The organism is Thermogemmatispora sp., from assembly GCF_019683635.1.
Classification (GTDB): Bacteria; Chloroflexota; Ktedonobacteria; order Ktedonobacterales; family Ktedonobacteraceae; genus Thermogemmatispora.
Window position 1 is genome coordinate 1 of the sequence record NZ_JADGIA010000080.1, and the last position, 21390, is coordinate 21390.

Annotated in this window: 18 protein-coding genes; 1 reads left to right on the forward strand and 17 read right to left on the reverse strand. The window is 63.1% G+C overall.

Annotated elements, in window-relative coordinates:
- Positions 1-227: 227 nt before the first annotated feature.
- The 4 genes from IRZ31_RS10720 to IRZ31_RS10735 all read right to left on the reverse strand — a co-directional run bounded on the left by IRZ31_RS10720 (position 228) and on the right by IRZ31_RS10735 (position 6653).
- The gene (locus IRZ31_RS10720; protein WP_297153246.1) at positions 228-1481 is read right to left on the reverse strand and encodes a hypothetical protein; all 1254 of its coding nucleotides are present in this window, start codon (positions 1479-1481) and stop codon (positions 228-230) included.
- 51 nt (positions 1482-1532) lie between these two features.
- Positions 1533-4595 carry an AAA domain-containing protein gene (locus IRZ31_RS10725; protein WP_297153249.1) on the reverse strand — a complete coding sequence of 1021 codons (3063 nt, stop codon included), beginning with the start codon at positions 4593-4595 and terminating at the stop codon, positions 1533-1535.
- Positions 4596-4613: 18 nt separating this feature from the next.
- Entirely contained in the window at positions 4614-6182 is a 1569-nt protein-coding gene (locus tag IRZ31_RS10730; RefSeq protein ID WP_297153251.1) for a trypsin-like peptidase domain-containing protein, read from the reverse strand.
- Positions 6183-6311: 129 nt separating this feature from the next.
- A complete protein-coding gene (locus IRZ31_RS10735; RefSeq protein WP_297153252.1) occupies positions 6312-6653 on the reverse strand; it encodes a CU044_2847 family protein in 342 nt (113 codons plus the stop codon).
- Between the two features lie 184 nt (positions 6654-6837).
- Here IRZ31_RS10735 and IRZ31_RS10740 point away from each other — a divergent pair, with 184 nt between their 5' ends.
- Positions 6838-8976: a cation-translocating P-type ATPase gene (locus IRZ31_RS10740; RefSeq protein ID WP_297153254.1), complete on the forward strand. Its 2139-nt coding sequence runs from the start codon at positions 6838-6840 to the stop codon at positions 8974-8976.
- Here the strand turns inward: IRZ31_RS10740 and IRZ31_RS10745 are convergent.
- The 13 genes from IRZ31_RS10745 to IRZ31_RS10805 form a co-directional block, all read right to left on the reverse strand.
- Positions 8917-10248, reverse strand: coding sequence for an amidohydrolase family protein (locus IRZ31_RS10745; protein WP_146747112.1), 1332 nt, complete (start codon positions 10246-10248; stop codon positions 8917-8919). The genes IRZ31_RS10740 and IRZ31_RS10745 overlap by 60 nt on opposite strands.
- The gene (gene dpsA / locus IRZ31_RS10750) at positions 10181-11197 is read right to left on the reverse strand and encodes a dipicolinate synthase subunit DpsA (protein WP_297153257.1); all 1017 of its coding nucleotides are present in this window, start codon (positions 11195-11197) and stop codon (positions 10181-10183) included. Before dpsA ends, IRZ31_RS10745 begins: the two co-directional genes overlap by 68 nt.
- Before the next feature lie 108 nt (positions 11198-11305).
- Positions 11306-12400: an NAD/NADP octopine/nopaline dehydrogenase family protein gene (locus IRZ31_RS10755; RefSeq protein WP_297153259.1), complete on the reverse strand. Its 1095-nt coding sequence runs from the start codon at positions 12398-12400 to the stop codon at positions 11306-11308.
- 138 nt (positions 12401-12538) lie between these two features.
- Positions 12539-13699, reverse strand: coding sequence for an enolase C-terminal domain-like protein (locus IRZ31_RS10760; RefSeq protein ID WP_223258198.1), 1161 nt, complete (start codon positions 13697-13699; stop codon positions 12539-12541).
- Positions 13700-13715: 16 nt separating this feature from the next.
- Positions 13716-14831, reverse strand: a complete 1116-nt coding sequence (locus IRZ31_RS10765) for a Xaa-Pro peptidase family protein (protein WP_297153262.1) — start codon at positions 14829-14831, stop codon at positions 13716-13718.
- A 339-nt stretch (positions 14832-15170) separates the two neighbouring features.
- Positions 15171-15539, reverse strand: coding sequence for a VOC family protein (locus IRZ31_RS10770; RefSeq protein ID WP_297153264.1), 369 nt, complete (start codon positions 15537-15539; stop codon positions 15171-15173).
- Positions 15539-15790 (reverse strand): 2-hydroxymuconate tautomerase, encoded by a 252-nt coding sequence (locus IRZ31_RS10775; RefSeq protein WP_297153266.1) that lies wholly within the window; start codon positions 15788-15790, stop codon positions 15539-15541. Before IRZ31_RS10775 ends, IRZ31_RS10770 begins: the two co-directional genes overlap by 1 nt.
- The gene (locus IRZ31_RS10780) at positions 15778-16617 is read right to left on the reverse strand and encodes a FadR/GntR family transcriptional regulator (protein ID WP_112426976.1); all 840 of its coding nucleotides are present in this window, start codon (positions 16615-16617) and stop codon (positions 15778-15780) included. The genes IRZ31_RS10775 and IRZ31_RS10780 overlap by 13 nt, the downstream gene beginning before the upstream one ends.
- Positions 16618-16795: 178 nt before the next feature.
- A complete protein-coding gene (locus IRZ31_RS10785; protein ID WP_297153269.1) occupies positions 16796-17059 on the reverse strand; it encodes a biotin/lipoyl-containing protein in 264 nt (87 codons plus the stop codon).
- A gap of 75 nt (positions 17060-17134) precedes the next feature.
- Positions 17135-18163 carry an alpha-ketoacid dehydrogenase subunit beta gene (locus IRZ31_RS10790; RefSeq protein WP_112426970.1) on the reverse strand — a complete coding sequence of 343 codons (1029 nt, stop codon included), beginning with the start codon at positions 18161-18163 and terminating at the stop codon, positions 17135-17137.
- Positions 18160-19146, reverse strand: a complete 987-nt coding sequence (locus tag IRZ31_RS10795; RefSeq protein WP_363325661.1) for a thiamine pyrophosphate-dependent dehydrogenase E1 component subunit alpha — start codon at positions 19144-19146, stop codon at positions 18160-18162. The genes IRZ31_RS10790 and IRZ31_RS10795 overlap by 4 nt, the downstream gene beginning before the upstream one ends.
- A gap of 105 nt (positions 19147-19251) precedes the next feature.
- Positions 19252-20034, reverse strand: a complete 783-nt coding sequence (locus IRZ31_RS10800; RefSeq protein WP_112426968.1) for an SDR family NAD(P)-dependent oxidoreductase — start codon at positions 20032-20034, stop codon at positions 19252-19254.
- Between the two features lie 124 nt (positions 20035-20158).
- Positions 20159-21390 (reverse strand): ABC transporter ATP-binding protein (locus IRZ31_RS10805; RefSeq protein ID WP_297153276.1); only part of this gene is annotated, 1232 nt, incomplete at its 5' end.

Consider the following 21390-nt stretch of genomic DNA (forward strand, 5'->3'; position numbering starts at 1 on the left):
AGGATACTGAAAGTGATGGCAGCAGGGGCGTCAGATGGCTTTGTTCTTCCGGTTGCAGAGGGGACGATCCGCACGAGGATACTGAAAGTGATCTGATGGCGGAAGAGGGTCTTGGATTGGCGACGTTGCAGAGGGGACGATCCGCACGAGGATACTGAAAGCTGCCGGAGTGGATCAACATCGACTGGCTGGTCAAGTTGCAGAGGGGACGATCCGTCAGGGCATGCTCACGACTCCAGCTCCTCCAGAAGATCCTCGCGCTCCTGCTCTCGGGCAAAAGCCTCTAGCTCGGACCAATCGGCTACGGGCACCTGCAAACGCTGACAGACATGGCTCAGCATGTGGAGAATAGAGCCACGGAAGAGCGTCTGTTTCTTACGCTGCTCTCGCTCGATAAAGAGCAGCGTCTGCTCCAAGGCACTGCGTCGCCGTAGCCGCTGATCCGCGCACCAGAGCTGGAAAAAAAATCCATCTTCCTGACGCACATTGCCCAAATCGCTCAGGCGCAAAGGCTGCCGCTCGCCCGCACTGGCCGCTTGAAAAAGGCGTGGCGAGAGCACAAGCTGCCACAGACCAGCGGAGCTGCGGATGATCCGCGCCTCGCCCGGAAGCTGTAACCCCAGACGCGAGGCGTGACGTTCGATCACCTCGGGAATCCTCCTCTCATCCAGCTCGGGAAATGAATAAGCGATAGCGGGCTTGCTCTGAATCAAGCGCTCGAAGAAGTGATCACGGTAACCAGCAATAGGTGAGAGCGCCAGATAGCGCTTCCCCTGCACGTGTTGAAAGTGCTCGTCATAAGCGTGAGCCTCAACCACCGTCAAAGGGAAATAGACCCGAGCCACCTGCCTGATCGCGTCAGGCCCTAGTTCCAGCTCAGAAGGCAGATTAAACTGCTCCCGATCGGGTTGCCTGGCCAACTGCCACAGCCGTCCAGGATCGAAGTACAGCCCTTGCGGACCACTATACAGGCGCGTAATCGTGCGATCGCCCAACCGTGCCGCCTTCCCCTCCGAGAGAATCAGCGACTCATGCTCATAGTAGCTCCGTGGCAGCGGCTGCGAATCAAACGCCTCAAAATAGAGCAAGCGCTGACTCTCCAATGGACGCAGAAACAGCCCGCTCTGGAGCGAAGCCTTTCCCAGATCGGTCAGACGCAGATGCTCATCGTCGCCGCTGACGTGGCCAACCGTCCGCAGAAAGGCCAGCGTGCTCGTGACAGCTGAAAGCGGCAGCCCAAGAAAGCGCTCCAGCTCCTCCACCGTCTGTAGCTCTGCCTCGCCGATAGCCCGCTCAAGAAAGCGCTCCAGCAACTCATAGGGGCGCTTCTCATACTGATGGCCACTGATACCGATCCGCCAGAGAGGAAACAGAAGACGAAACTGACGCACTGGCACCAGCCCCCCCACAGCCTGCACCGTCTCGACGACCCGATTCGCAGAAACAAAGAGATGTCTGAGCCGCTGCCCTTTCGTCTCCATAACGCGCACCTCTCTCCTCTCCTCTCCTTTCCTGGTTCTGACAGGTTGACTTCAGGCCAGGCCCGCGCGCGCCAGACGTCCACGGCAGTCGCGAAAGCTCAGGTATTCCCCCTGGCTGCGGGCGTAGTCAAGGACAGCGTGCATCAAGCGGCGGAAATCCTCAGCGGGCTGGCCACCACTGACCGCATTGAGGAGCGTACGGCTATCCCCGACAAGAATCAGCTGCTCACGGGCGCGCGTCAGGGCGACATTCAGACGCCGCTGCTCCTGCAGAAAACCAACGGCGTGGCGAGGGTTGCTGCGCGTAAAACTATAGAACACCAGATCGCTTTCTCCTCCCTGAAACGAGTCAACCGTTGCAATGAGCGACTGCAGCTCAAGACCATGCTCCGCCGCCGTTTTCTCCAACCAGTGCCGGATGCAGGCAGCCTGCTCCTGGTAAGGGACAATAATGCGCCACTCCCGGCCCTGCTGCTGCGCACGCAGCGCCAGCTCAGCGATGATTTGGGCCTCGGCCTCGTTGTAGTAGTGACCACGCTCCAGGCGATAGGGGGCTTTCATCTCGGCTGTATCGATGAAGGTAAAAGGGGCGGCGAACAGAGGATCGCTCTCGCAGCGAGCGCGCTGCAAACGGGGAAGATTGGCGGTCTGGAGCCTACCGCCATAAAACTGCGTTGAGACAAAGCGAGCGATGCGCTCAGACATACGATACTGCTCAGTGAGCATGACAAAATGCTGCTCATCCACCCCCTCAACCAGCATCTCAAACATGCTCTTGGAGAGCATTGTTTCAATGGCAGCCAAATCTTCTTCAACGGCATCTTCTGCTGAGTTTATCGTCCCCTGTTGACTCAGAGCAGCCAGGCGCTGGCGCACCGTTTGATCGATAATCGGCGGCAGCTGCTGATGATCGCCAACCAGAACAGCGCGTTTGCCCCGCACCAGCGGCACCAGCAGATCGGCCAGGCTGATCTGTCCTGCCTCATCGACAAGCACCAGATCGAAAGTCACGTCGGAAAGCACGCGCGCGGTCGCCGAGCCGATGCAGGTAGCCCCGATCACGTTGGCCATACGCAGCAGGAACGGATAAAGGTCCTGGTGGCGGACCTCCAGCGTATGCTGCCAATCTCGCAGCAATTGCAATCGGCGGGCGAGGAGAGAGCGCAGGCGAGTAGACCAGCGCTGTGCAAAATCCTGCAGCGACTGCAACAACGACGCGTAGTCGCTGGCCGGAGCGGGCAGTTCCTGAGCTGGAAGCAGGGCCCTCAGCTCCATCAGAAAGCGCTGGAGCTGGCGAGAGACAGCCCCTTGCTCGTGCTGGAAAACGGTCGCCGCCTGCTCGTAGCGGCGGCGCAGAGAGTTAAGCGGCTGCTCTTGCTCAAGCTGGGAGGCACGCCTGTCCAGAGAAGCAAGGTCAGAGGCCAGCTGCTGCAACTGCTCACTAGTTGCCTGAAATGCCTGTTGCAGCTCTGCGAGGCGCCGCTGCAAGCGTGGCAAGCGCCAGCGCCAGAAAGCGCCCAGCAGCCGCCAATGCTGACGGCTCCTGGCGCTCACAGCGCGGCGGCTCAGCCGTTCGCCGCGCCGGCGGATCTTCTCCAACAGCTGGCGGCTCGCAGCATAACGCTGCTGAGCAGTCTCGCGCTCCTGATTGATCTGCGCCTGGAGGCGCTGGCGTGTCTGGCTATAGTCTATCCAGGCTGCACTACAGCTGGCATTCAGCTCTGTCAGCCGCTGCCGAAGCTGAGGAGACTGAGCCACAAAACGATCGATCTCATCCTGGTGGGCAGCCAGCTCTTCGAGCGCCTGGCGCAGCGCTGCCGTTGCCTTGAGCAGGCTGGTCTGCAGCGAGCGAGCCCGCTCATCGATCAAGAGCGATTTCACTTCCGGCGAGACCAGCAGCTCCTGACCGACACGCAAGATGTTTAGCTCGCGGGGAAGGCTCCGAAGCACGTTATCGACCGCCTTATGCGTACGCGCCGTCACCAGCACGCGCTCGCCGCGGCGGGTGCATGCGCGCACGATTTCACTGATCGTATGCGTTTTCCCCGTCCCTGGCGGCCCCTGAACCAGCAACAGATCTTTCACGGCCAGGGCCCTCCGGAAGGCGGTCGCCTGAGCCGTGTTGAGACGCGGGTGAGGCTGGGGCTGAGGTTCCGAATAGGGCTGATAGCGATCTTCCGCCAGGACCGCCAGCAGAGAAGAATTCGTTGCCTCCCCGTTGCGCAGCCTCTCGATGGCCTCCTGCTGCACGCGAAAGGCCGCCTCGCTGCCAAGCGGGAGAAAGGCTTGCGGCGGGCGCAGATCGTCAAGATCAAGGGCGCGCTCGAACTGCACAATGAAACGGTCGTCCTGGACGTCCAGGACATGGCCGCGTAGCTCCCTGCGCTCTTCCAGCGCCAGAAAGAGACCACGCTCCAGCTGAGCCGCCTGGGATGGATCGACTAAGCTAAAGATATAGATATCTCGACTGCTGTAGCGAGCCTCACCGGCAGCTTCGACCTTGCTGTAGAAGATGGGCCGTTTGCTCTCCTCGTTGGCCTTCTCAATCTTGCGGGTTAAGTCAATGGTGCGCTCCAGCGTCGCCAGTAGCGATTCCTGCGCTGGCGTGATAGCCTCCTGTTCTTCCTGAGCGACCAGAGCCGCCGCCTGAACAGCCTGCTGGGCACGCAGCCTTTCCTGATGTCTGTGACTGGCTTCGATAATCTGCCTATAGCCATTACTGAGCCAGGACTGCCATTGCCGCGGGATCTCCTCAAACCGTTCGAAAAATTCCCACTTTTCCACTTCCAGCATGAGGGCCTCGCCACGGGCCAGGGCGTCATGCTCCCGATGGCCAAGCGACTGCAGGCACAGGGCGATGTAGGCGTCGCCTTGAGATGAAGGGACCACTTTCAAGGCATAAGTACTGGTGCAGAGCAGAAGATACGGCTGTCCGCGCTCTCGATCAGGGCGCACCAGGACAGGAATCCGGGTGTAGGAGCGCTGCAGCTCCTCCTGGAGACGTCCCACATTGGCAGGCCAGGCGGGATAGCGCTGCCGCAGCTCCGGCAAGAGCAGGGCGAGCTTGCCAACGACAAGCACAAGGACACGGAGTTTGAAGCTGCTTTCTTGCATTCCCTGGCTGCCTCCTTCTCACTCGCGAGACCAGTCTTGCAAGACGCCGTTGAGAGCCTTGGCAAAAGTGACCAGATCGGGCCAGCGCTGCGCCGGTTCTCGTTCAAGCGCGCGCATAATGACAGAATCGAGCGCCGGGGGAAGCCCTGGCTGCAAGCTGGAAGGAGGCGCTAGCCCATACATGAAGGAGCCGGGCAACTTGCCGGTCAGCAGATGGTAGAGCAAGGCTCCCAGCTGATAGAGGTCGGTGCCAGGTGTCGAATACCTGGCGTAGAGCTGCTCGGGGGCGGCATACCCTTGGGGTCCCTCACCGGCGCGGGGGGGCCGTGTGGCCAGTCCAAGGTCGCGCAGGCGCAGGACGGGCGTGCCATGTAAAGAAGGCTGCTCCAGAATCAGACTGGCACCGCAAAGCCAGCGATGCGCGTGGCCACGCTGATGCAGCTCCATTAGCTGGCGACAGAAAGGAGGAAGCGCACGTAGCAGCTGTCGCGCGCTGAAGGGGTCAATCGGCCCGGCCTGTTCTGGAAAGCAGCGGCTCAAAGGCCGGCCCGGGGGGTAGCGCTGCACCAGTGTAAAACTCTGAGCACCGGCCTCTGTTGCCAGACAAACGGGGAAGATCGTACGTCCTGGGAGCCGCATCAGTAGCTCGCTCTCATCTCGCAAGTGTTGCAACAGACGCGTTCCTTGCGCCATCGGGGGGCGAAGGACAATCTGCTTGATCAGCACCTGCTCGATGCGCCGGCTCCGCCCCGGCCACTCAGGAGGGAAAGGACGCGCGAGATACCAGCGCTCCAGGTCCGGCGGATCAGGGCTTGCTGCTTCGGGAACAGGCTCCCTCAGCAGATACTGTCTCCCGGCGATGCGAACCAGCTGACCGGCCTGCCATTCCTGCTCAGCGAAAGGATCGGCAGGAGTCCGGGGCGTTGCAACAGGCGTAGACGGCTCGCGAATGAGGTAGGTAAGGAGTTCTGGCCAGCTCTGGCACAGGCTACGGAGAGGCAGCATCAAGGGGCGGCTGGCACGCGATCCCCACCAAATGACCTCGCCCACCATTCCAACCACGGCCTCCTCTGCCTCGTCCCAAACGGGCGCGCCACTGAAACCTTCTCGAATAATATGCTCAGAACCGGAATCGCTGGCCATCTGGATGGCGCCCGTCCTATCCGCTCCCTGGAGGTGGCCCTCGGCCCAAACGCCTTCTCCAGACTGATCGCTGAAGCCCAACACACGATAGGGGTGATCCCAGAAAGTATCGAGCCGCTTCAGGGGCACTGGCTGGGCCTCTGCCGGCGCCGGGTCGAATAGCTCAAGCACGGCCAGATCGTGCTGTGGAGAAGGGTCCACGTGGACAATGGAGGCATGCAGCGGCTCACGAGCATTGAGAAAGGGAAAGTCAAGCAGTATCAGGCGCCTCTTCCGCTCATCTGGCTCCTGGCACTGCAGGGCCGTGCTCACCACGTGAGCACAAGTCAGAAGCCGGCGCGGCGCGATCAAAAAGCCAGCGCCGCATACCCGCCGATCAGGACCTGTATCGGGCGCCAGAATGCGGACAATGGCGCACCAAATGGCCTTTTCAAACGCTGGCATCGAGATGGCTCGGCATTCCAGGCAACTCAGCTACTTCCAGTTTATGCCTCTCCAATATACTGCTTGCCTATAGATCTGTCAATGGGCCGCAGAAGCGGTGACAAAGCTCCTACAGCCCATCGAGCGCTGCTAGCGTGACGGGCGATCTTTGCCGTACCAGTGAAGTGTGATATCGAAATTGGCCTCGCTGCCGGCTGACGCCAGAATGGCACCCATTGAGGCGCTTAGCTTGATCCCAAAAGCTATTTCAACTTCATCGGGCTTGAGGTCCAGATTGTGCAGCTTGACCGCAACCGCCTTAATGGCTGGCAAAACCTTCTGCAGCGCTTTCTCCAGGGTTTCCGGGGCCTGCTCTGGCCTCGACAGCCGGCGGGCGACTGGTACCCGCTCGCCGCCTTCCGGCTCCAGCTCCTCGACCTCGATAACCACGTGCCCGCCATCCTCCAGGGGGAAGGCAATCAACTTCTTCATGTGCTTTCTCTCTCCTCATGCTTCTTTCTTTGAGACTGACCAGGTTGCCAGGGTTAAACAGCGTCCACTCTCGATGGAGATGAGGAACCCTGCAGCAAGCCTTGCATAGCTTGCTCAGACTGTGCTTCTATAGAAGAAAAGACGAACGAGAGAGCAGCTCTCAAAGGACGGGAGGAGACAGACGATGGAACCATCAGGACAGCACCGGCTTGAACTCCTGGTGACAGGCATGGATTGCCCCGAGTGCGCCGGACATGTGCGCCAGGCGCTGGAGGCACTGCCGGGAGTGCGCGAGGTAACCGTCCTGCTGACCGCCGAAAAAGCGCTGCTGACGATCGACCCCGATCGCGTGAACCTGCCGGCCCTCTGTCAGGCGGTTGAACAAGCCGGCTACCAGGCCAGACCCTTGATTCATCAGCAGCAAGGAAACACCTTCTCAGAAGAATCCCAGCGGCGTCTGACACGCACCCTCTTCACGCTCTACGGTCTCCTCTTCGGGGCTGTCCTCTTGTTGATCATCGCTGGCGAGTGGCTGGGCCTGCTAGAGCGGATCACCGATCGCCTGCCCTGGCCTCTTGGAGTCGGCCTGACCCTGCTCGCCGGTGCCCCTATCTTCTGGGACGTCCTGCAGGCGGCCCGGCGCGGGCGCGTCATCTCGCACACCCTGATGTCGCTTGGCGTCATTGCCGCCCTGCTCATCGGCCAGTGGCCAACAGCAGCCGTCGTGGTCTTCTTCATGCACGTCGGCAGATATAGCGAGCGCCTGACCAGCGAGCGCTCACGCCAGGCCCTGAAACAACTGGCCGCCCTGGCTCCCCAGAGCGCGCGCGTCCTCCGTGGAGAAGAAGAAAAAGAGGTTCCCATCGAAGAGGTAGCGCCGGGCGAGATCGTCGTTGTCCGCCCTGGTGAGACCATCCCCGTTGACGGCCAGGTCGTGGCCGGCCATGCCACGGTCAACCAGGCCGCCATCACGGGCGAAGCCCTCCCACTGGAAGCCGCCCCAGGCTGCCAGGTCTTTGCCGCGACCCTGGTCCAAGGGGGGAGCCTGCGCATTCGGGCCGCGCGCGCTGGCAGCAATACCACCTTTGCACGCATCGTGGCGCTGGTCGAAGAGGCCGAGGCCCAACGCGCCCCCGTGCAGCGTCTGGCCGATCGCTTCTCGACCTGGCTCCTGCCGATAGTGCTGGCCGTGGCCGTGCTCACCCTGCTGCTGAGGCGCGACCCGCTGGCCGCCGCAGCGGTGCTCGTCGTGGCCTGTTCCTGCTCGCTGGCGCTGGCGACCCCGATCGCCATGCTGGCCTCAATCGCCGCCGCCGCCTCGCACGGGCTGCTGATCAAAGGCGGCGCCCATCTGGAGCGCCTGGCTCGGGCAGACGTCCTGCTCATCGATAAGACGGGAACGATCACCAGCGGCCAGCTGCAGATCTGCGATGTCCTCCCGTTAGGCGAGGTAACGCGCCAGGAGCTGCTACGGCTGGCCGCCAGCGCCGAACGCTACTCGGAGCATCCGCTGGCCGAAGCCGTACGCCAGGCGGCACGCGCCGAAGGTCTGACTGTGAGCGATCCCGAGACCTTTGAGGTCCTGCCAGGACGGGGCATACGAGCCACGATCGAGGGCCGCAAGGTGAGCGTGGGCAATGCTTTCCTGCTGCCGGAGGGCCAGCAGCTTCCTCAAGCCCAGGCGCTGGCCGCGGCGGGCAAAAGCCTGCTCTTTGTGGCCTGCCAGGAGCAGCTGATTGGCCTCCTGGCCGCCAGCGATACGCTGCGTCCCGAGGTAGCGGAGGCCCTGGCCCAACTGCGCGCCCTCGGCTTCACCTCAATTGAACTGCTGACCGGCGATCATGAGGAGGCTGCCGCCAGCCTGGCGAAACCGCTGGGGATCAACTATCGGGCCCGCCTGCTGCCCGAGGACAAAATCGCCATCGTCAAAGCCTATCAGGCGCAAGGACACGGCGTCGTTATGGTGGGCGACGGCATCAATGATGCGCCAGCCCTGGCCCAGGCCGACGTGGGCATCGCCCTGGGCGTGGTAGGCACCGATGCCGCCCTGGAAGCGGCCCATGTGGCCCTGCTGCGCGAAGACTGGCGCCTGCTACCGGCGCTGATACAGATCGCCAGGCGCACCATGCGGGTCGTACGGCTCAACCTGGCCTTCACGCTGCTCTACAACCTGCTCGGTCTGAGCCTGGCCTCCTTGGGCCTGCTGCCGCCCGTCGTAGCCGCGGCGGCGCAGTCACTGCCTGATCTGGGCATCCTGGCTAACTCAACACGCCTCCTGCGTCAGCGGATTGTCGTCCATTCCCAGGCCAGCCCCGGAAGCTGACCAGACAAGGCGTCCGCGCTTGATGACGTAGAGACGTGCGGGCAGATCCGACAGAATATCCTCGCGGCGCTGGCAGTCGAGCACCACCAGATCAGCGGGTTGTCCGACACCCAACCCGGCGCGCCGGCCCAGGGCCGCCGCTGCCTGCGTCGTAATGCTTTCGAGCAGCCAGCGCTGTTCCTCGGGGCTGCCCATCTGAGCCACATAGCCAAGCAACTGCGCCATCTGAAGCAAATCGGGGGAACCAAAGGGGTTAAACATATCTTTAATGTTGTCCGAGCTGCAAAAGACCGTCACTCCCGCCGCCAGCAGCTCCTTCACACGCGTGATCCCGCGGCGAATCGGCTGACGATCGCGGCGGCCCTGGAGATAGAGATTGGTCGCCGGCAGAGTCGCCACCGCAATGCGGGCCTGTGCCACCCGCTCGATAGTGCGCGCCGCCGTCGCATCGTCAACCGCCGCCAACGAACAACAGTGGCCGGCGATCACCCGTCCCTCGTAGCCCTCCTGCAGCGTGCGCTCCGCCAGATAGGGCAGAACAAAATCGGCAGGCGACTCCGACTCATCGATATGCAGGTCCAGAGGGCGACCAGAGCGCAGCGCCAGGCGAAAGACCTCATCGATCAGCCCGCGCTGATCCTCTTCGACGAGCGGCGTTCCTCCAACGGCATCAGCCCCCTCCTCCAGGGCCGCCGCCAACAGCTCCCGCCCGCGTCGCCCCCGCTCTCCAAGCAGACGATTGGGCAAGGCCACAATCTCGATATCCAGCAGCGAGCGCAACTGCTCGCGCACCCGCAACAGCGCATGCAGGCCGCGCAGCTCGATCTGCGGATCGACATTCACATGCGTCCGCAGCGTCGTCGTCCCGCAGCGCAAGGCCCACAGCGCCGTTGCCGTCGCTCGCTCCACAATATCCTCCTCGCTGACGCTCGCCGACAGCTCCAGGTTACAGCGGATCGCCTCCGCCAGCGTCCCCGAGCGGTTGAGCAGGCGGTCGCGCGTCAGGGCCTTATCGAGATGAATATGGCCCTCGACCAGCCCCGGCAACACCAGGCGTCCAGCCACATCGAGGACAGGTATGCCGCTCTCGGCGACCGTCAGGTCGGGGGCCAGAGCCGCAATCTGACCGGAGCGGATCAAAATATCCACAGGGGCCGGCCAGGTAGTCTGGTCGAGAGCCAGCCGCGCCTGACGCAACAGCAGATCAGCAGTCATGGCCACCACCATTGTTACTGGCGGAGCGGCTACCAGTACCCTGACCGCTGCCGCCACTGGCCCCGGACTGCTCGCCGCGCAAGGTCGGCAGGGCCGCCAGAATCAGCTTGCGCAATCCTTGCCACTGACTACGCCCGGCGGTGCGTGGCGCCCGGCTGCCAAGACCACGCCCCAGCAGCGCCTTGATGCCTAACTCGCGCGCAGCCTCGAAATCAGTGCCGCCGGGGGCCGCAGCAATATCCAGCACAAAGACATCGCCTCGCATCTGCTCCAGCACCGCGCGCGTCAGCACCAAAGCCGGCACCGTGTTGAAGACCATATCGCAGTCGGCCACCGCCGTCGCCAGCTCCTCCAGCGGAAGAGGGCGCGCCCCCAGCTCCCAGGCCCGAGCGCGCTGCACCGGATTGCGCGCCGCCACCCGCACATGCGCCCCCATATTGAGCAAGAGCCGCGTCAAGGTAAAGCCGATGCGCCCGAAACCGACCACCAGCACCTGAGCATCGTGAATAGAGACCTCCGTATTGGCGATGGTCAGGCCGATCGCGCCCTCTGCGATCGTCGGCGCCCGCAGGATCATCAGCTCATCGTCATCGCCATACTCCTGGATGCGCAGGCCACGCTCTTGCGCCAACGTCCTCAACTGCGGTGTACTGGTGCCGATCAGCAAAAGCGCCCCCGGTTTGACCCCGGCCAGAGCCGCCGCATCCAGAAAGAGTGGCTCCGGCCACTGAGGTGCGTAGAGGCTGCCATCCGGGGCGATCACCGGCACCGGAGCGATGATGACATCACTCCCAGCAATGGCCTCCGCCAGCGTCTGGCATTGGGGCCGGCCCATAATCTCCGCCGCCGCCGGCGGACAGCCGCAGGCGCGCACCGCGGCCCCCTCGGCCAGCAATCCTTTCAACACTTCCAGCTCGCGCCCGTCGCCTCCGATCACAGCCACCTGCAGCCCGCTCAGCATAGCTTGCTCTCCGCGTCTCTCATCACCTGCTGCTGTTCCCATCATCAAATACTCCATAGTGAGACAATAACCCGTTCAGCTTCGCTCTGGCTCAAAATCCGGGAACCCGGGGCTGGGACCAATCCCACTCTGATCCCCGTCTGTCCTACCTCCTCAACGCAGCACAGCGAGCGCCGCCTCGCGCTCGGGCGGCAAACCCAGACGCGCCAGCGTCCAGCCCTCGGCCCGGTAATCGCGACGGCTGATGCAAGAGGCCAGCGTAATCAAGGCATCCATCACCGGCGTTGCTACTCCCAGGGCCCGGCCCAGCTCACTCATCGGCACCAGACCAAAGGGAATATCCTCGTGCAGATAGCGGCTGTCCAGATTGGCGGGCGCCTTGATAAATTGATTCGGAGCGCTTTCGCGCAACATCCGCAGGAAGGAGCCGCTCGCCCCAGCCTCCGGCGAGGTCGAGCCTAGATCGGCAAAAAGCTGGGGAAAAGGCTCCAGGCTCAAGCCCCAGGCCGCCGCCACAGCCAGACGCTCTCTGTCAAGATCGGCCATCACCTGAGCCACCGCCGGCGTCCCGGCGTCATAGTAGTAACGGAAATCCCCGCCGCTATGCTCGATCCAGGCGGCGCTCAGCACCATACCCGGCGGATGCAGCACCGCGTTGACATTGCTCAGAGCCGTCACCAGCACATGCTCCACCGGTCGCAGCGACGGATAGAGACGGCTTAGCAACGGCCAGAGCCTCTCAGCAGCCGAAGCCGGCAGGACGGCCAGACGCACATGCTGCACCAGCGACGAAATGTAGACCTCTCCCTCGCCCTGCTTCCGGCAGATATAGGTCAGCGTGTTGGTCTCAGCGATAGGCGGCGGAGAGGCGCAGCCGGCCTCGATCAGCAGCCGACGGAAAGCCAGGCTGCCCCCCGTGTTGCCAGGATTGAGCAGCACGGGGGGCCCGCCAGCCTGGGCCAACAGCGGAGCGAGCGCCCGCGCCAGATCGGCGAAGGCTGTGGCCGGCACGCAGAGCATCACCAGCTCAGCCCCTGCCAGCGCCTCGGCCAGATCGTTGGTCAGACACGCCACCGCAGCCAGACCCTCACCAGCAACACCGCTGTAAGCAATACCGCCGCGCTCGCGCGCTATCCGCAGCGTCGCCGGTGAGCGGCTGTAAAGATGGACCTGCTCACCAAGAGCGCTGAGATGAGCGGCGGCGGCGAAGCCCCCATTGCCCCCTCCGAGCACTGCAATCGTTGCCATCCTCAACGCGCTCCTTTCTGATCGATCGTCCCCCTCCATATCTCCAACTGGGCCGGTGCGCTCCAGAGGCAACCGGCCCAGCCTGGCGATCACGCACAGCCTTGGGTCCGGCCTGACAACTCTGCCAAGCAAAGAAGCTCAGAGCGCCACAGCATATTTGGCCAGCTTACGCTCATCAACCTGCACGCCCAGCCCCGGCCTCTGCGGAACCAGCACCGCGCCGTTCTCGTACGCAAACGGCTCGCTGATAATATCGTCGAGATAGTAGACGCCGGCGATCTGCCCCTCCAGGGCCTCCGCCGGACGGCTCACCGGGCAGACGCTGGCCAGCTCGGCGATGCGCGTCGCCGCGCCCAGGTGCAGATTGGCGGCGTTGCCTACGCCCATCTCAATCGAGCCACCGATATCGCAGCGCAGGCCAACCGCCTCAGCGACCGTCGCCACCTCGCGCGCGCGGAAGAGGCCGCCCGGCTTGGTAACGTAGAGCGAGATCAGCTCAGCAGCCTGCAGTGCATGGATGTGCAGAATGTCCTGCGGCGTCCAGGCGCTCTCATCGGCCATCACCGGCACCGCCACCTGACGCGCAATCAACGCCAGCGCCTCGACATCGGCCACCGGCTGCTCGGTGAAAGCCAGATCGTAGGACTGCATCGCGCGCGTCACCCGGACCGCCTCGCTGACCGAGCGGTAGCCCTCGTTGGCATCGACACGAATCTGAACCCCAGGTCCCAGAGCCTCGCGCAGCAGGCGCACCAGCTCGATATCGCGCTCGGGATCAAGACCCGTCTTGGCCTTAATGGTACCCGCACCCTCGGCCACCGCGCGCTCGGCCTCGGCTACCGCCTGACGATTCTCCATAATCCCCAGACTGTGAGCAATCGGCAGACGATCGCGATAGGCCCCGCCGAGCAACTGGTAGACCGGCACTCCCAGCGCCTGGCCGGCCAGATCATAGAGCGCCATATCGACCGCCGCCTTCGCATAGGGATGCCCCTTGACCACTCGATCCATCGCCGCATGCAACGGGCCGATCTCTAGCGGTGAGTGGCCGACGATGACCGGAAACAGGTAGTCGGCGATCATGTGGTGCACCGTCCGAGGGGTCTCGCCGAAGTAGCTCATATGAGCGCCGCCCCAGGTAGCAATAGCTGGCGCCTCACCCCAGCCGATCAGGCCCTCGTCGGTCTCCAGGCGCAGCAGCAGATGGCTCCCGATCGGCGTCTCCATCTTGCTCGCCCAGTTATGAACCCGGCGCGGCGGCAAGGTCACCAGATAACAGCGATAACCTGTAATCTTCACCGGCCTGCTCGTCCTTTCAAGCGGGGATTACGAACAGCTCCGAAGCGTCATACTGATCCGTAATCAGCTCGTAGCCGTCCTCGGTCACGATCAGCTCATCCTCGTACTGCACGCCCCAACGGTCGGGATACCAGCAGAGCGGCTCGATACAGAGCACCATGCCCGGCTGCAAGGTGATATCGGTATAGGGGCCAAGATACGGCTCCTCGTGGAGGGTCAGGCCCAGGCCATGCCCGAGAAACTTGATCGGGGGCAGCCCCCAGCGCTCCATCTGGGCCGCGTAGCGCTGGTAGAGGGCGCGCGTACTCTGGCCGGGACGAATACCATCAAGGGCGGCCTTGCGCGCCTCCACCATGTGGGACCAGGTGCGCAGCTGCTCCTCGCTGGCCTTCCCGACGACGGCGGTCCGCGCCACATCCGAATAGTAGAGCTGGCCGGTGCCGATCACATCGATGCGCACCAGGTCGCCATAGCGCAGAGGACGGCGCGTCGGGGCCGCATTGGCCAGGCCGCTGCGCTCTCCAGCGCCAACCACCAGCATCGTCAGACGATCGCCGCCGTTGGCCAGATAGGCATCGGTAATCAGCTGGCCTAGCTCCATCTCAGTCATACCCGCGCGGACTTGCTCGAAAGCCTGACGAGCCGCCCGCTCCGCCGCCTTCCCAACGGCGCGCAACTTTGCCAGCTCCCCCGGCGTCTTGATCATGCGCAGCTCGCTCAGCAGCGTATCACAGGCCACGAAGGTCGCCCGTGGCAGGGCCTCGCGCAGCGTCTCGTAGCTCTTCTGCGAAATGGCGGTGTATTCAAGACCGATGCGCCCCTGGGCCAGACCAGCGGCACGCAGGCGCTCAGCTAACAGGCGCGTCGGATCTTCGGTAAATTCGTTATAAGCAATGACCGAAGGAATCGAGGCCGTGCCCCTGACGAAACTCTCCTCGATGTCGACCACAATGATTTCAGCTTCGCCCTGCAGCGGTACCAGGCAATAGACCAGGCGATGGCGTACGATGGTCTGCGATGGAACCACCACATCAGCGGTGTAGGCGATGTTCTCGGGCGAGGCGATGACCAGCGCGTCTAGCCCCCGTTCCTGCATGGCGACGCGCTGTCTGGCAATAATCTCGCTGGACATAAAGCTGTTCCTCAATAGGCTGCACCTCGCTGTTTCCCTTGCGTAGAGGCGACACTGCCCCCCAGGATCGGCGACGTGCGTGGTTGTGCAGTTTGCCTGTTTCTTATCTTAAAACCTGTTATGTTGCTGATATGCTACAGCAACTCATTGGTTGCTCTCCCGGCAGCCAGCGGCCCGGCCTGGGAACGGAAAAGCCTCCCGGGCCAGGAAGCCAATTGTCTGCCCATCAGGTTGCCCGCCAGTACAGGCTGACCGAATGATAGGAGCCATGCCACACACCGCCGCTAGCGTCGGGCGTCGCGGTCGGCGTGTAGTCTGGTCGAGTCTGCTGATAGCGGCCTAATCGTGACACTCAATCCGCACACCGTCGGGATCGAGAAAATAGAGCGAAGTCCCGTAAGCGGTTGGCTTCGGCCCATCGACAATCGTCACCCCAGCGATACGCAGGTCTCGCTCAAGCTGAGCGATATTCTCGACACGAAAGGCCACATGCTCCAGGCTTTGGCCTGCCTCCTGGCGGAGGCGCTTCCCTTCCTCGGTCAGCTCGGTCAGGCCCAGGCCCTCGTGCATGACCACCAGTGGGCGCCCATCGCGGAAAGTCGTGCGCTCGCGTACATGGAAGCCAAGCACCTCCACATAGAAGCGCTCAGCGCGGGCCAGATCGTTGGTCTGTAACAAGAGATGGGAGACCCCGCGGATCGTCGCCATTAGCCTCCTCCTTCCTCCTGCGTAGATGGCGCGTTGCCACCACCGCCAGGAAGATCGCTGACCGAGTCGCGTTCAGTCCCCAGGCGCCCAGCCAGGGCCCAGTTTTCCGGTGCGACCTCGTGCAAAATGACATGCAGATGATCAGGGCGTGCCCCAGCATGCTCGACCATTGCTTCCGTGACCGCCTTCACCAAGGCCCGCTTCTGCTCAGGCGTGCGCCCAGGGTACATCTCGATGATCACGACTGGCATGGCTCTCGCCCCCCTGTGGTCGGAACAGGCTCAGGCACCGTCGACTTCGACTGAGGCCGAGGCCCTTCCCGGTCCTGGTGATGCGCGCTACCAGCCTGAGTCTGCCGTCGCGGTGACTCGACATCCTTCAGAACGCTCTCAAAGTGCTCGTGGAGCGCAGCCTGAGCCGCCAGAGGATCGCGCTCCTCGATGGCCCGAATGATGCACTCGTGGTCGTGCAGCGAGCGTTGAAGACGATCGGGCAGACTGAAGACGACCAGCCGATCGTTATCGAGCACAGCGTTGAGCGACAGTAGCAGCTGAATGAGGATCGGATTCTCGCTTGCCTTGACAATGGCGCTGTGAAACTCGCTATCGAGAGCTGAAACCTCATCGATCTGGCCATGCTCGCCGGCGCTGCGCATCCTCTCCAGAATTTTGCGTAATCGCATTACCAGCATCGGACGAGACCGCTGCGCGGCCAGAGCGGCGGCTTTGCTCTCCAGTGCCTCACGTACCTGGAGCAGATGAATCAGGTCCTGACGATGGGCAATGTACCAGGCACTCCACATGGCGGACACGCTGTGTTGAGGCACCTCCGCGGTCACGTAGCTGCCACTGCCGTGGCGCACCTCGATAAGACCGATGGCCTCCAGGGTGCTGATAGCTTCGCGCACCATTGTGCGACTGACCCCGAGCAACTCGGCCAGCTTGCGCTCACTGGGCAGGCGGTCGCCAGGGGCAAAGTGACCGCTCTCAATCAATTGTCGTAGCTGCTCTGCTGCACTGCTACGCGCAGTGGAAAGATGAAGTGGCCTGATAGCCGCTTCCGCTTCAGTTTTGCTCATCTCTGAGATTCCTCTATCTGTGTAGTCTCATATGCGGTTATACTCCTTAGCAGATATATCTTAATATGCTTCCCCACAACACGTACAGACTCTGGCGGGCGCTCCTTGCTCCCCATCTCGAAGCGCTCGCCGGCAGTGGCCTCTCCCCCGAGAGCGGGCCGAGCGGACTCGCGCGCCATCAGCGGAGCTGAGCGGCCTCCTCTGGACTACTGGCCAGAAGCAGCAGCGGCGTGCCCACCGGGACCGTCTCCCCATCGGCCACCAGGACGCGGGCCACGACGCCACTAAAAGGCGACGTCAGCTCGACAGAGGTCTTTTCCGTCTCCACGATTGCCAGCACATCCCCTTTCTGTACCGTATCGCCCTCGCCGACCATCCACTCGGCAATGGTCCCCTCTTCCATCGTCAGGCCCCACTTCGGCATGGCAATGGTTTCTGCCATAGCGGCTGACTCCTTTCTGCCTTGCCCATCCATCGCGGTCCCCGAGGCCGCCAGGCACGGGGACCACACCGGCCATCAGCCACCTGGTGCGGCGCGCACTGCGTTGTACAGCACCTCGCGCACCCCGGCGGCGATGCGCTCCTCATCGGGAATGACAAACTGCTCCAGCTCAGGAGCGTAGGGCATGGGTGTATTCGTACCACAGACGCGCTTGATCGGCGCCTTCAGCAGCGGGAAAAACTCCTCAGCTGCGATAGCGGCGATCTCCGCGCAGAAGCCGTTGCGGCGTGGGGCCTCCTGAGCGATCACCAGGCGCCCAGTCTTCTCCAGAGAACGACGCAGACCATCGCGGTCGAAAGGCACCAGCGTGCGCGGGTCCCATACCTCGACTGAGATGCCCTCGCGGGCCAGCATCTCAGCCGCCTTCAGCGCGCGCGGCAGCATATACAGATAAGCCACCAGCGTGACATCGCTTCCCTCGCGAGCCACGCGGCCCTCCCCCAGCGGAATGCAGTAGTCATCTGCCGGTACCGCGCCACGGCTGTTGTAGAGCAGCTTATGCTCGAAAAAGAGCACTGGATCGGGGTCGCGGATGGCGCTCTTGAGCAAGCCCTTGGCATCGGCGGGCGTTGAGGCAGTCACGACCTTCAGTCCTGGTGTGGCCGTGAACCAGGCTTCCAGGCTCTGCGAGTGCTGGGCCGCCGTTGCGCCCGCTGTACCTGTCACCATACGGATCACCAGCGGCGCGCTGGTGCGTCCGCCGGTCATGTAGCGAAACTTGGCGGCCTGGTTGACAATCTGATCCATTGCCAGCGTGGCGAAATCGCTGAACATGATTTCCGCCACCGTTGGCACGCCGAGGAGCGCCGCGCCGAGCGCTGCCCCGATGACGGCCTCCTCGGAGATCGGCGTATCGAGTACACGCTCCTCCCCAAAGCGCTGGAGCAGACCCTGGGTCACGCCGAAGACACCCCCTGGCTCGCCGATATCCTCGCCGAGCAGCAGCAGCGACGGATCGCGCTCCATCTCCTCAGCCAGCGCCTCGCGGATGGCCTGCGCGTAGGTCAGACGGCGCTCCTTCTCGGCCCTGGACGTCGCAGTCATAGTAAGGCCCTCCCCCCATAGCTTTCAACAAAGACATCCTCCAGCGCCTCCTCGGGCGCCGGATGCGGCGAGGCCTTGGCGAAGGCCACGGCCTCCTCTAGCTCCTGCTCAACTGCCTCATCAAGCGCCTGCAGCTCCTCCTCGGTGCAGATTGCCCCGGCCAGCAGCAAGCGGCGATAGTTCTTGATGGGATCGGCCTCCAGCCAGAAAGCCACCTCCTCAGCAGGGCGGTACTGGCCCATGTCCCCTTCGTAGTGACCACGGTGGCGATAGGTCTTGCACTCGACCAGGGTTGGCCCACGCCCCTTGCGCGCCTCCTCGGCTGCCTTGCTGACCACGCGATAGACATCCAGCACATCGTTGCCATCGGCGATCAGACCGGGGACAGCGTAGGAGCTGGCGCGCGTGGCGATATCACGGATCGTCTGATGCTTGTGCTGTGGTGTAAACTCGCCGTAGAGGTTGTTCTCGCAGATGAAGATCACCGGTAGGCGCCAGAGAGCGGCCAGGTTGAGCGACTCATGAAAGGCTCCTTGATTGGAAGCCCCATCGCCAAAGAAGGTCACCGCTACCCCATCGGCGCGCCGCGCCCGCGGATCGTCGGGATGGTGAACGGCGATCTGGCGCGCCTGCTTGAGGGCCAGCCCGGCCCCCACGGCGATCGGAATGCCGCCCCCGACGATGCCATTAGCGCCGATGATCCCCAGCTCGATATTGGCGATATGCAACGAGCCGCCTTTCGCACGGTTGTATCCATCGCGACGGGCGAACAACTCGGCGTACATGTAGCGTGGATCGCCCCCACGTGCCAAAATATGGCCATGTCCACGGTGAGTGCTGGTAATGTAGTCGTGCGGACCAAGAGCCGCGCAGGCCCCCACAGCTACCGCTTCCTGGCCAATGTAGGGGTGCAGGAAGCCGGGGATGTAGCCCAGGCTACGCAGCTCTGCCGCCCGCTCCTCAAAGCGGCGGATCAGCACCATCTTGCGATACAGTTCCTTGAGAAAAGCAGGCGTATAGCTGGCCAACGATTGCACGCTCTCTGCTCCTTCCTTACCTGGCCCGAGACAGACGGGATCAGGCCGCTGTCAGGCCATATAGAGGCCGCCATCGACATGGATCGCCTGACCGGTGATGTAGCTGCCGTCGGGTCCACACAGAAACGCTACTACGCCGGCGATATCCTCCGGCCTGCCCAGCCGCCCCAAAGGAATGTCTCGCGGGCGCTCGCTCAGAAACTGGCCTGGCTCTTTCCCTTCGCGCACCGCCACCGCCCGATCGACCTCCTCCAGCATGGCGGTCATAATATTGCCCGGGCAGAGGGCATTGACGCAGATGTTGTAGCCAGCCAGCTCTACTGCTAATGAGCGTGTCAAGCCCAGCACGCCCGTCTTAGAGGCACAGTAGGCATAGTCGCGCCCAAAAGCCACCTTGCTCATCATCGAAGCCTGGTTCACAATACGCCCCCAGCGCTGGGCAATCATATCGGGTACCACTGCCCGAGCGCAGAGCAACTGACCAGTCAGATTGACAGCCAGGCTCAGATACCAATCCTGCAAGGAAGACTCCAGGAGAGGAGTATCGCGGAAGATCCCGGCGTTATTGATGAGGATCGTGATCGGTCCCAGCCGCGCGCGGACCTGCTGCACTCCCTCATTCACGCTCTCCTCCCGGCTCACATCCAGCCGTATCGGCAGCGCCTCGCCGCCAGCGGCCCGAATCTCCTCTGCCACAGCGGCGGTACCCTGCTCATCGATATCAGCCACGGCCACTCGTGCCCCCTCACGGGCCAGGCGCAGCGCGATCGCGCGTCCCATCCCGCGCCCGGCGCCCGTCACCAAAGCGGTATGTCCCTCCAGCGTCAACGTCATTGTTTTCCCCCTTTGCGAATGTATCCCGCAGCGCTACGTACAGTCTACTCAGCCAGAGAGTTCTGCGGTCCAGGCCAGTGTCTCGTGGCCAGACCGAAAGCCTGGCCCTGGCCTCCAATGCCGGCTAAGTCACCGGCCAGTCGCCGCTGACCAGCCGCTGCGATTGTGGCTGTAGCTGCGGCACCTGCTCCGGGCGTGTGCCCGCCATCAGCAGACCTAGATGCGTCAGATCGACTGCTGCTGCTGGCAGTGTTTCCAGAATACGCCCCTCGTAGATCACACTGATGCGGTCACTCAGAGCCAGAATCTCGTCGAGATCAGAGGAGATCAGCAGCACCGCGCAGCCGCGATCGCGGGCTTCAACAATGCGCCGATGGACATAGGCGATGGCGCCTACGTCCAGGCCGCGCGTTGGCTGCATGGCGATCAGTAAGCGTGGCTCGCGGCCCAAGGCGCGGGCCAGCACGGCCTTCTGCTGATTGCCACCTGACAGATGGCGCATGGGGATCAGCGGACCCGGCGCCCGCACATCGAAAGCCGCCATCAGCTGCCGTGCCCGAGATACTACTGCCCTGAAACGACGCCAGCCGTAGCGAGCGTAGGGCGGGTGGTCAAAGACATCCAGCACCATATTCTCGGCCACCGTCAAATCCAGAATCAGACCCTGCCGATGGCGATCCTCGGGAATATGGGCCAGGGCCAGATCCAGACGCGCCGCCGTATCGAGCATCGTAATATCGCGCCCCTCGAAAAGGATGCGGCCCGCCTCAACGCGGAGCAGGCCCATCAGGACCTCCAGTAGCTCGCTCTGCCCATTGCCATCAACGCCAGCCAGACCGTGGATCTCTCCGGCACGTAACTCCAGCGAAATGCCACGCAAGGCCGCCTGCCCGTTGGCTCCACGCGCCTGCACCTGCTCCAGGCGCAAGCAGACCTCACCTGGCCTGGCCGCCTCCTTCATCACCGTTAGTGCGACTGCCCGCCCCACCATCAGACGGGCCAGCTCGGCTGGCGTCGCCTGCCGCGTCTCCAGCGTGCGCACCACACGCCCCAGGCGCATCACCGTCACCCGATCGCTGATGGCCATCACCTCTTTCAGCTTGTGGCTGATAAAGATGATGGTCACGCCCTCGGCGCGCAACCGGCGCAAGAGGGCAAACAATTCCTCGCTCTCCTGGGGCGTCAGCACCGCCGTAGGCTCATCGAGGATCAGCAGACGCGCCCCCCGATAGAGCGCCTTCATGATCTCGACCTTCTGCTGCTGCCCGAGCGTCAGATTCTGCACGCGCTCATAGGGTGAGGCTTCCAGCCCGAGACTCTGAGCGAGCTGAGCAATACGCTGCTCGGCCTGGCGCA

Coding starts and splice junctions, on each gene's coding strand:
- IRZ31_RS10775 (WP_297153266.1), bottom strand. CDS start 15,790: ATGCCAGTCGTGATCATCGAGATGTACCCTGGGCGCACGCCTGAGCAG.
- dpsA (WP_297153257.1), bottom strand. CDS start 11,197: ATGATGGGAACAGCAGCAGGTGATGAGAGACGCGGAGAGCAAGCTATG.
- IRZ31_RS10735 (WP_297153252.1), bottom strand. CDS start 6,653: ATGAAGAAGTTGATTGCCTTCCCCCTGGAGGATGGCGGGCACGTGGTT.
- IRZ31_RS10755 (WP_297153259.1), bottom strand. CDS start 12,400: ATGGCAACGATTGCAGTGCTCGGAGGGGGCAATGGGGGCTTCGCCGCC.
- IRZ31_RS10770 (WP_297153264.1), bottom strand. CDS start 15,539: ATGGCGACGATCCGCGGGGTCTCCCATCTCTTGTTACAGACCAACGAT.
- IRZ31_RS10725 (WP_297153249.1), bottom strand. CDS start 4,595: ATGCAAGAAAGCAGCTTCAAACTCCGTGTCCTTGTGCTTGTCGTTGGC.
- IRZ31_RS10720 (WP_297153246.1), bottom strand. CDS start 1,481: ATGGAGACGAAAGGGCAGCGGCTCAGACATCTCTTTGTTTCTGCGAAT.
- IRZ31_RS10765 (WP_297153262.1), bottom strand. CDS start 14,831: ATGTCCAGCGAGATTATTGCCAGACAGCGCGTCGCCATGCAGGAACGG.
- IRZ31_RS10740 (WP_297153254.1), top strand. CDS start 6,838: ATGGAACCATCAGGACAGCACCGGCTTGAACTCCTGGTGACAGGCATG.
- IRZ31_RS10785 (WP_297153269.1), bottom strand. CDS start 17,059: ATGGCAGAAACCATTGCCATGCCGAAGTGGGGCCTGACGATGGAAGAG.
- IRZ31_RS10800 (WP_112426968.1), bottom strand. CDS start 20,034: ATGACGTTGACGCTGGAGGGACATACCGCTTTGGTGACGGGCGCCGGG.
- IRZ31_RS10790 (WP_112426970.1), bottom strand. CDS start 18,163: ATGACTGCGACGTCCAGGGCCGAGAAGGAGCGCCGTCTGACCTACGCG.
- IRZ31_RS10795 (WP_363325661.1), bottom strand. CDS start 19,146: ATGGTGCTGATCCGCCGCTTTGAGGAGCGGGCGGCAGAGCTGCGTAGC.
- IRZ31_RS10730 (WP_297153251.1), bottom strand. CDS start 6,182: ATGCCAGCGTTTGAAAAGGCCATTTGGTGCGCCATTGTCCGCATTCTG.
- IRZ31_RS10780 (WP_112426976.1), bottom strand. CDS start 16,617: ATGAGCAAAACTGAAGCGGAAGCGGCTATCAGGCCACTTCATCTTTCC.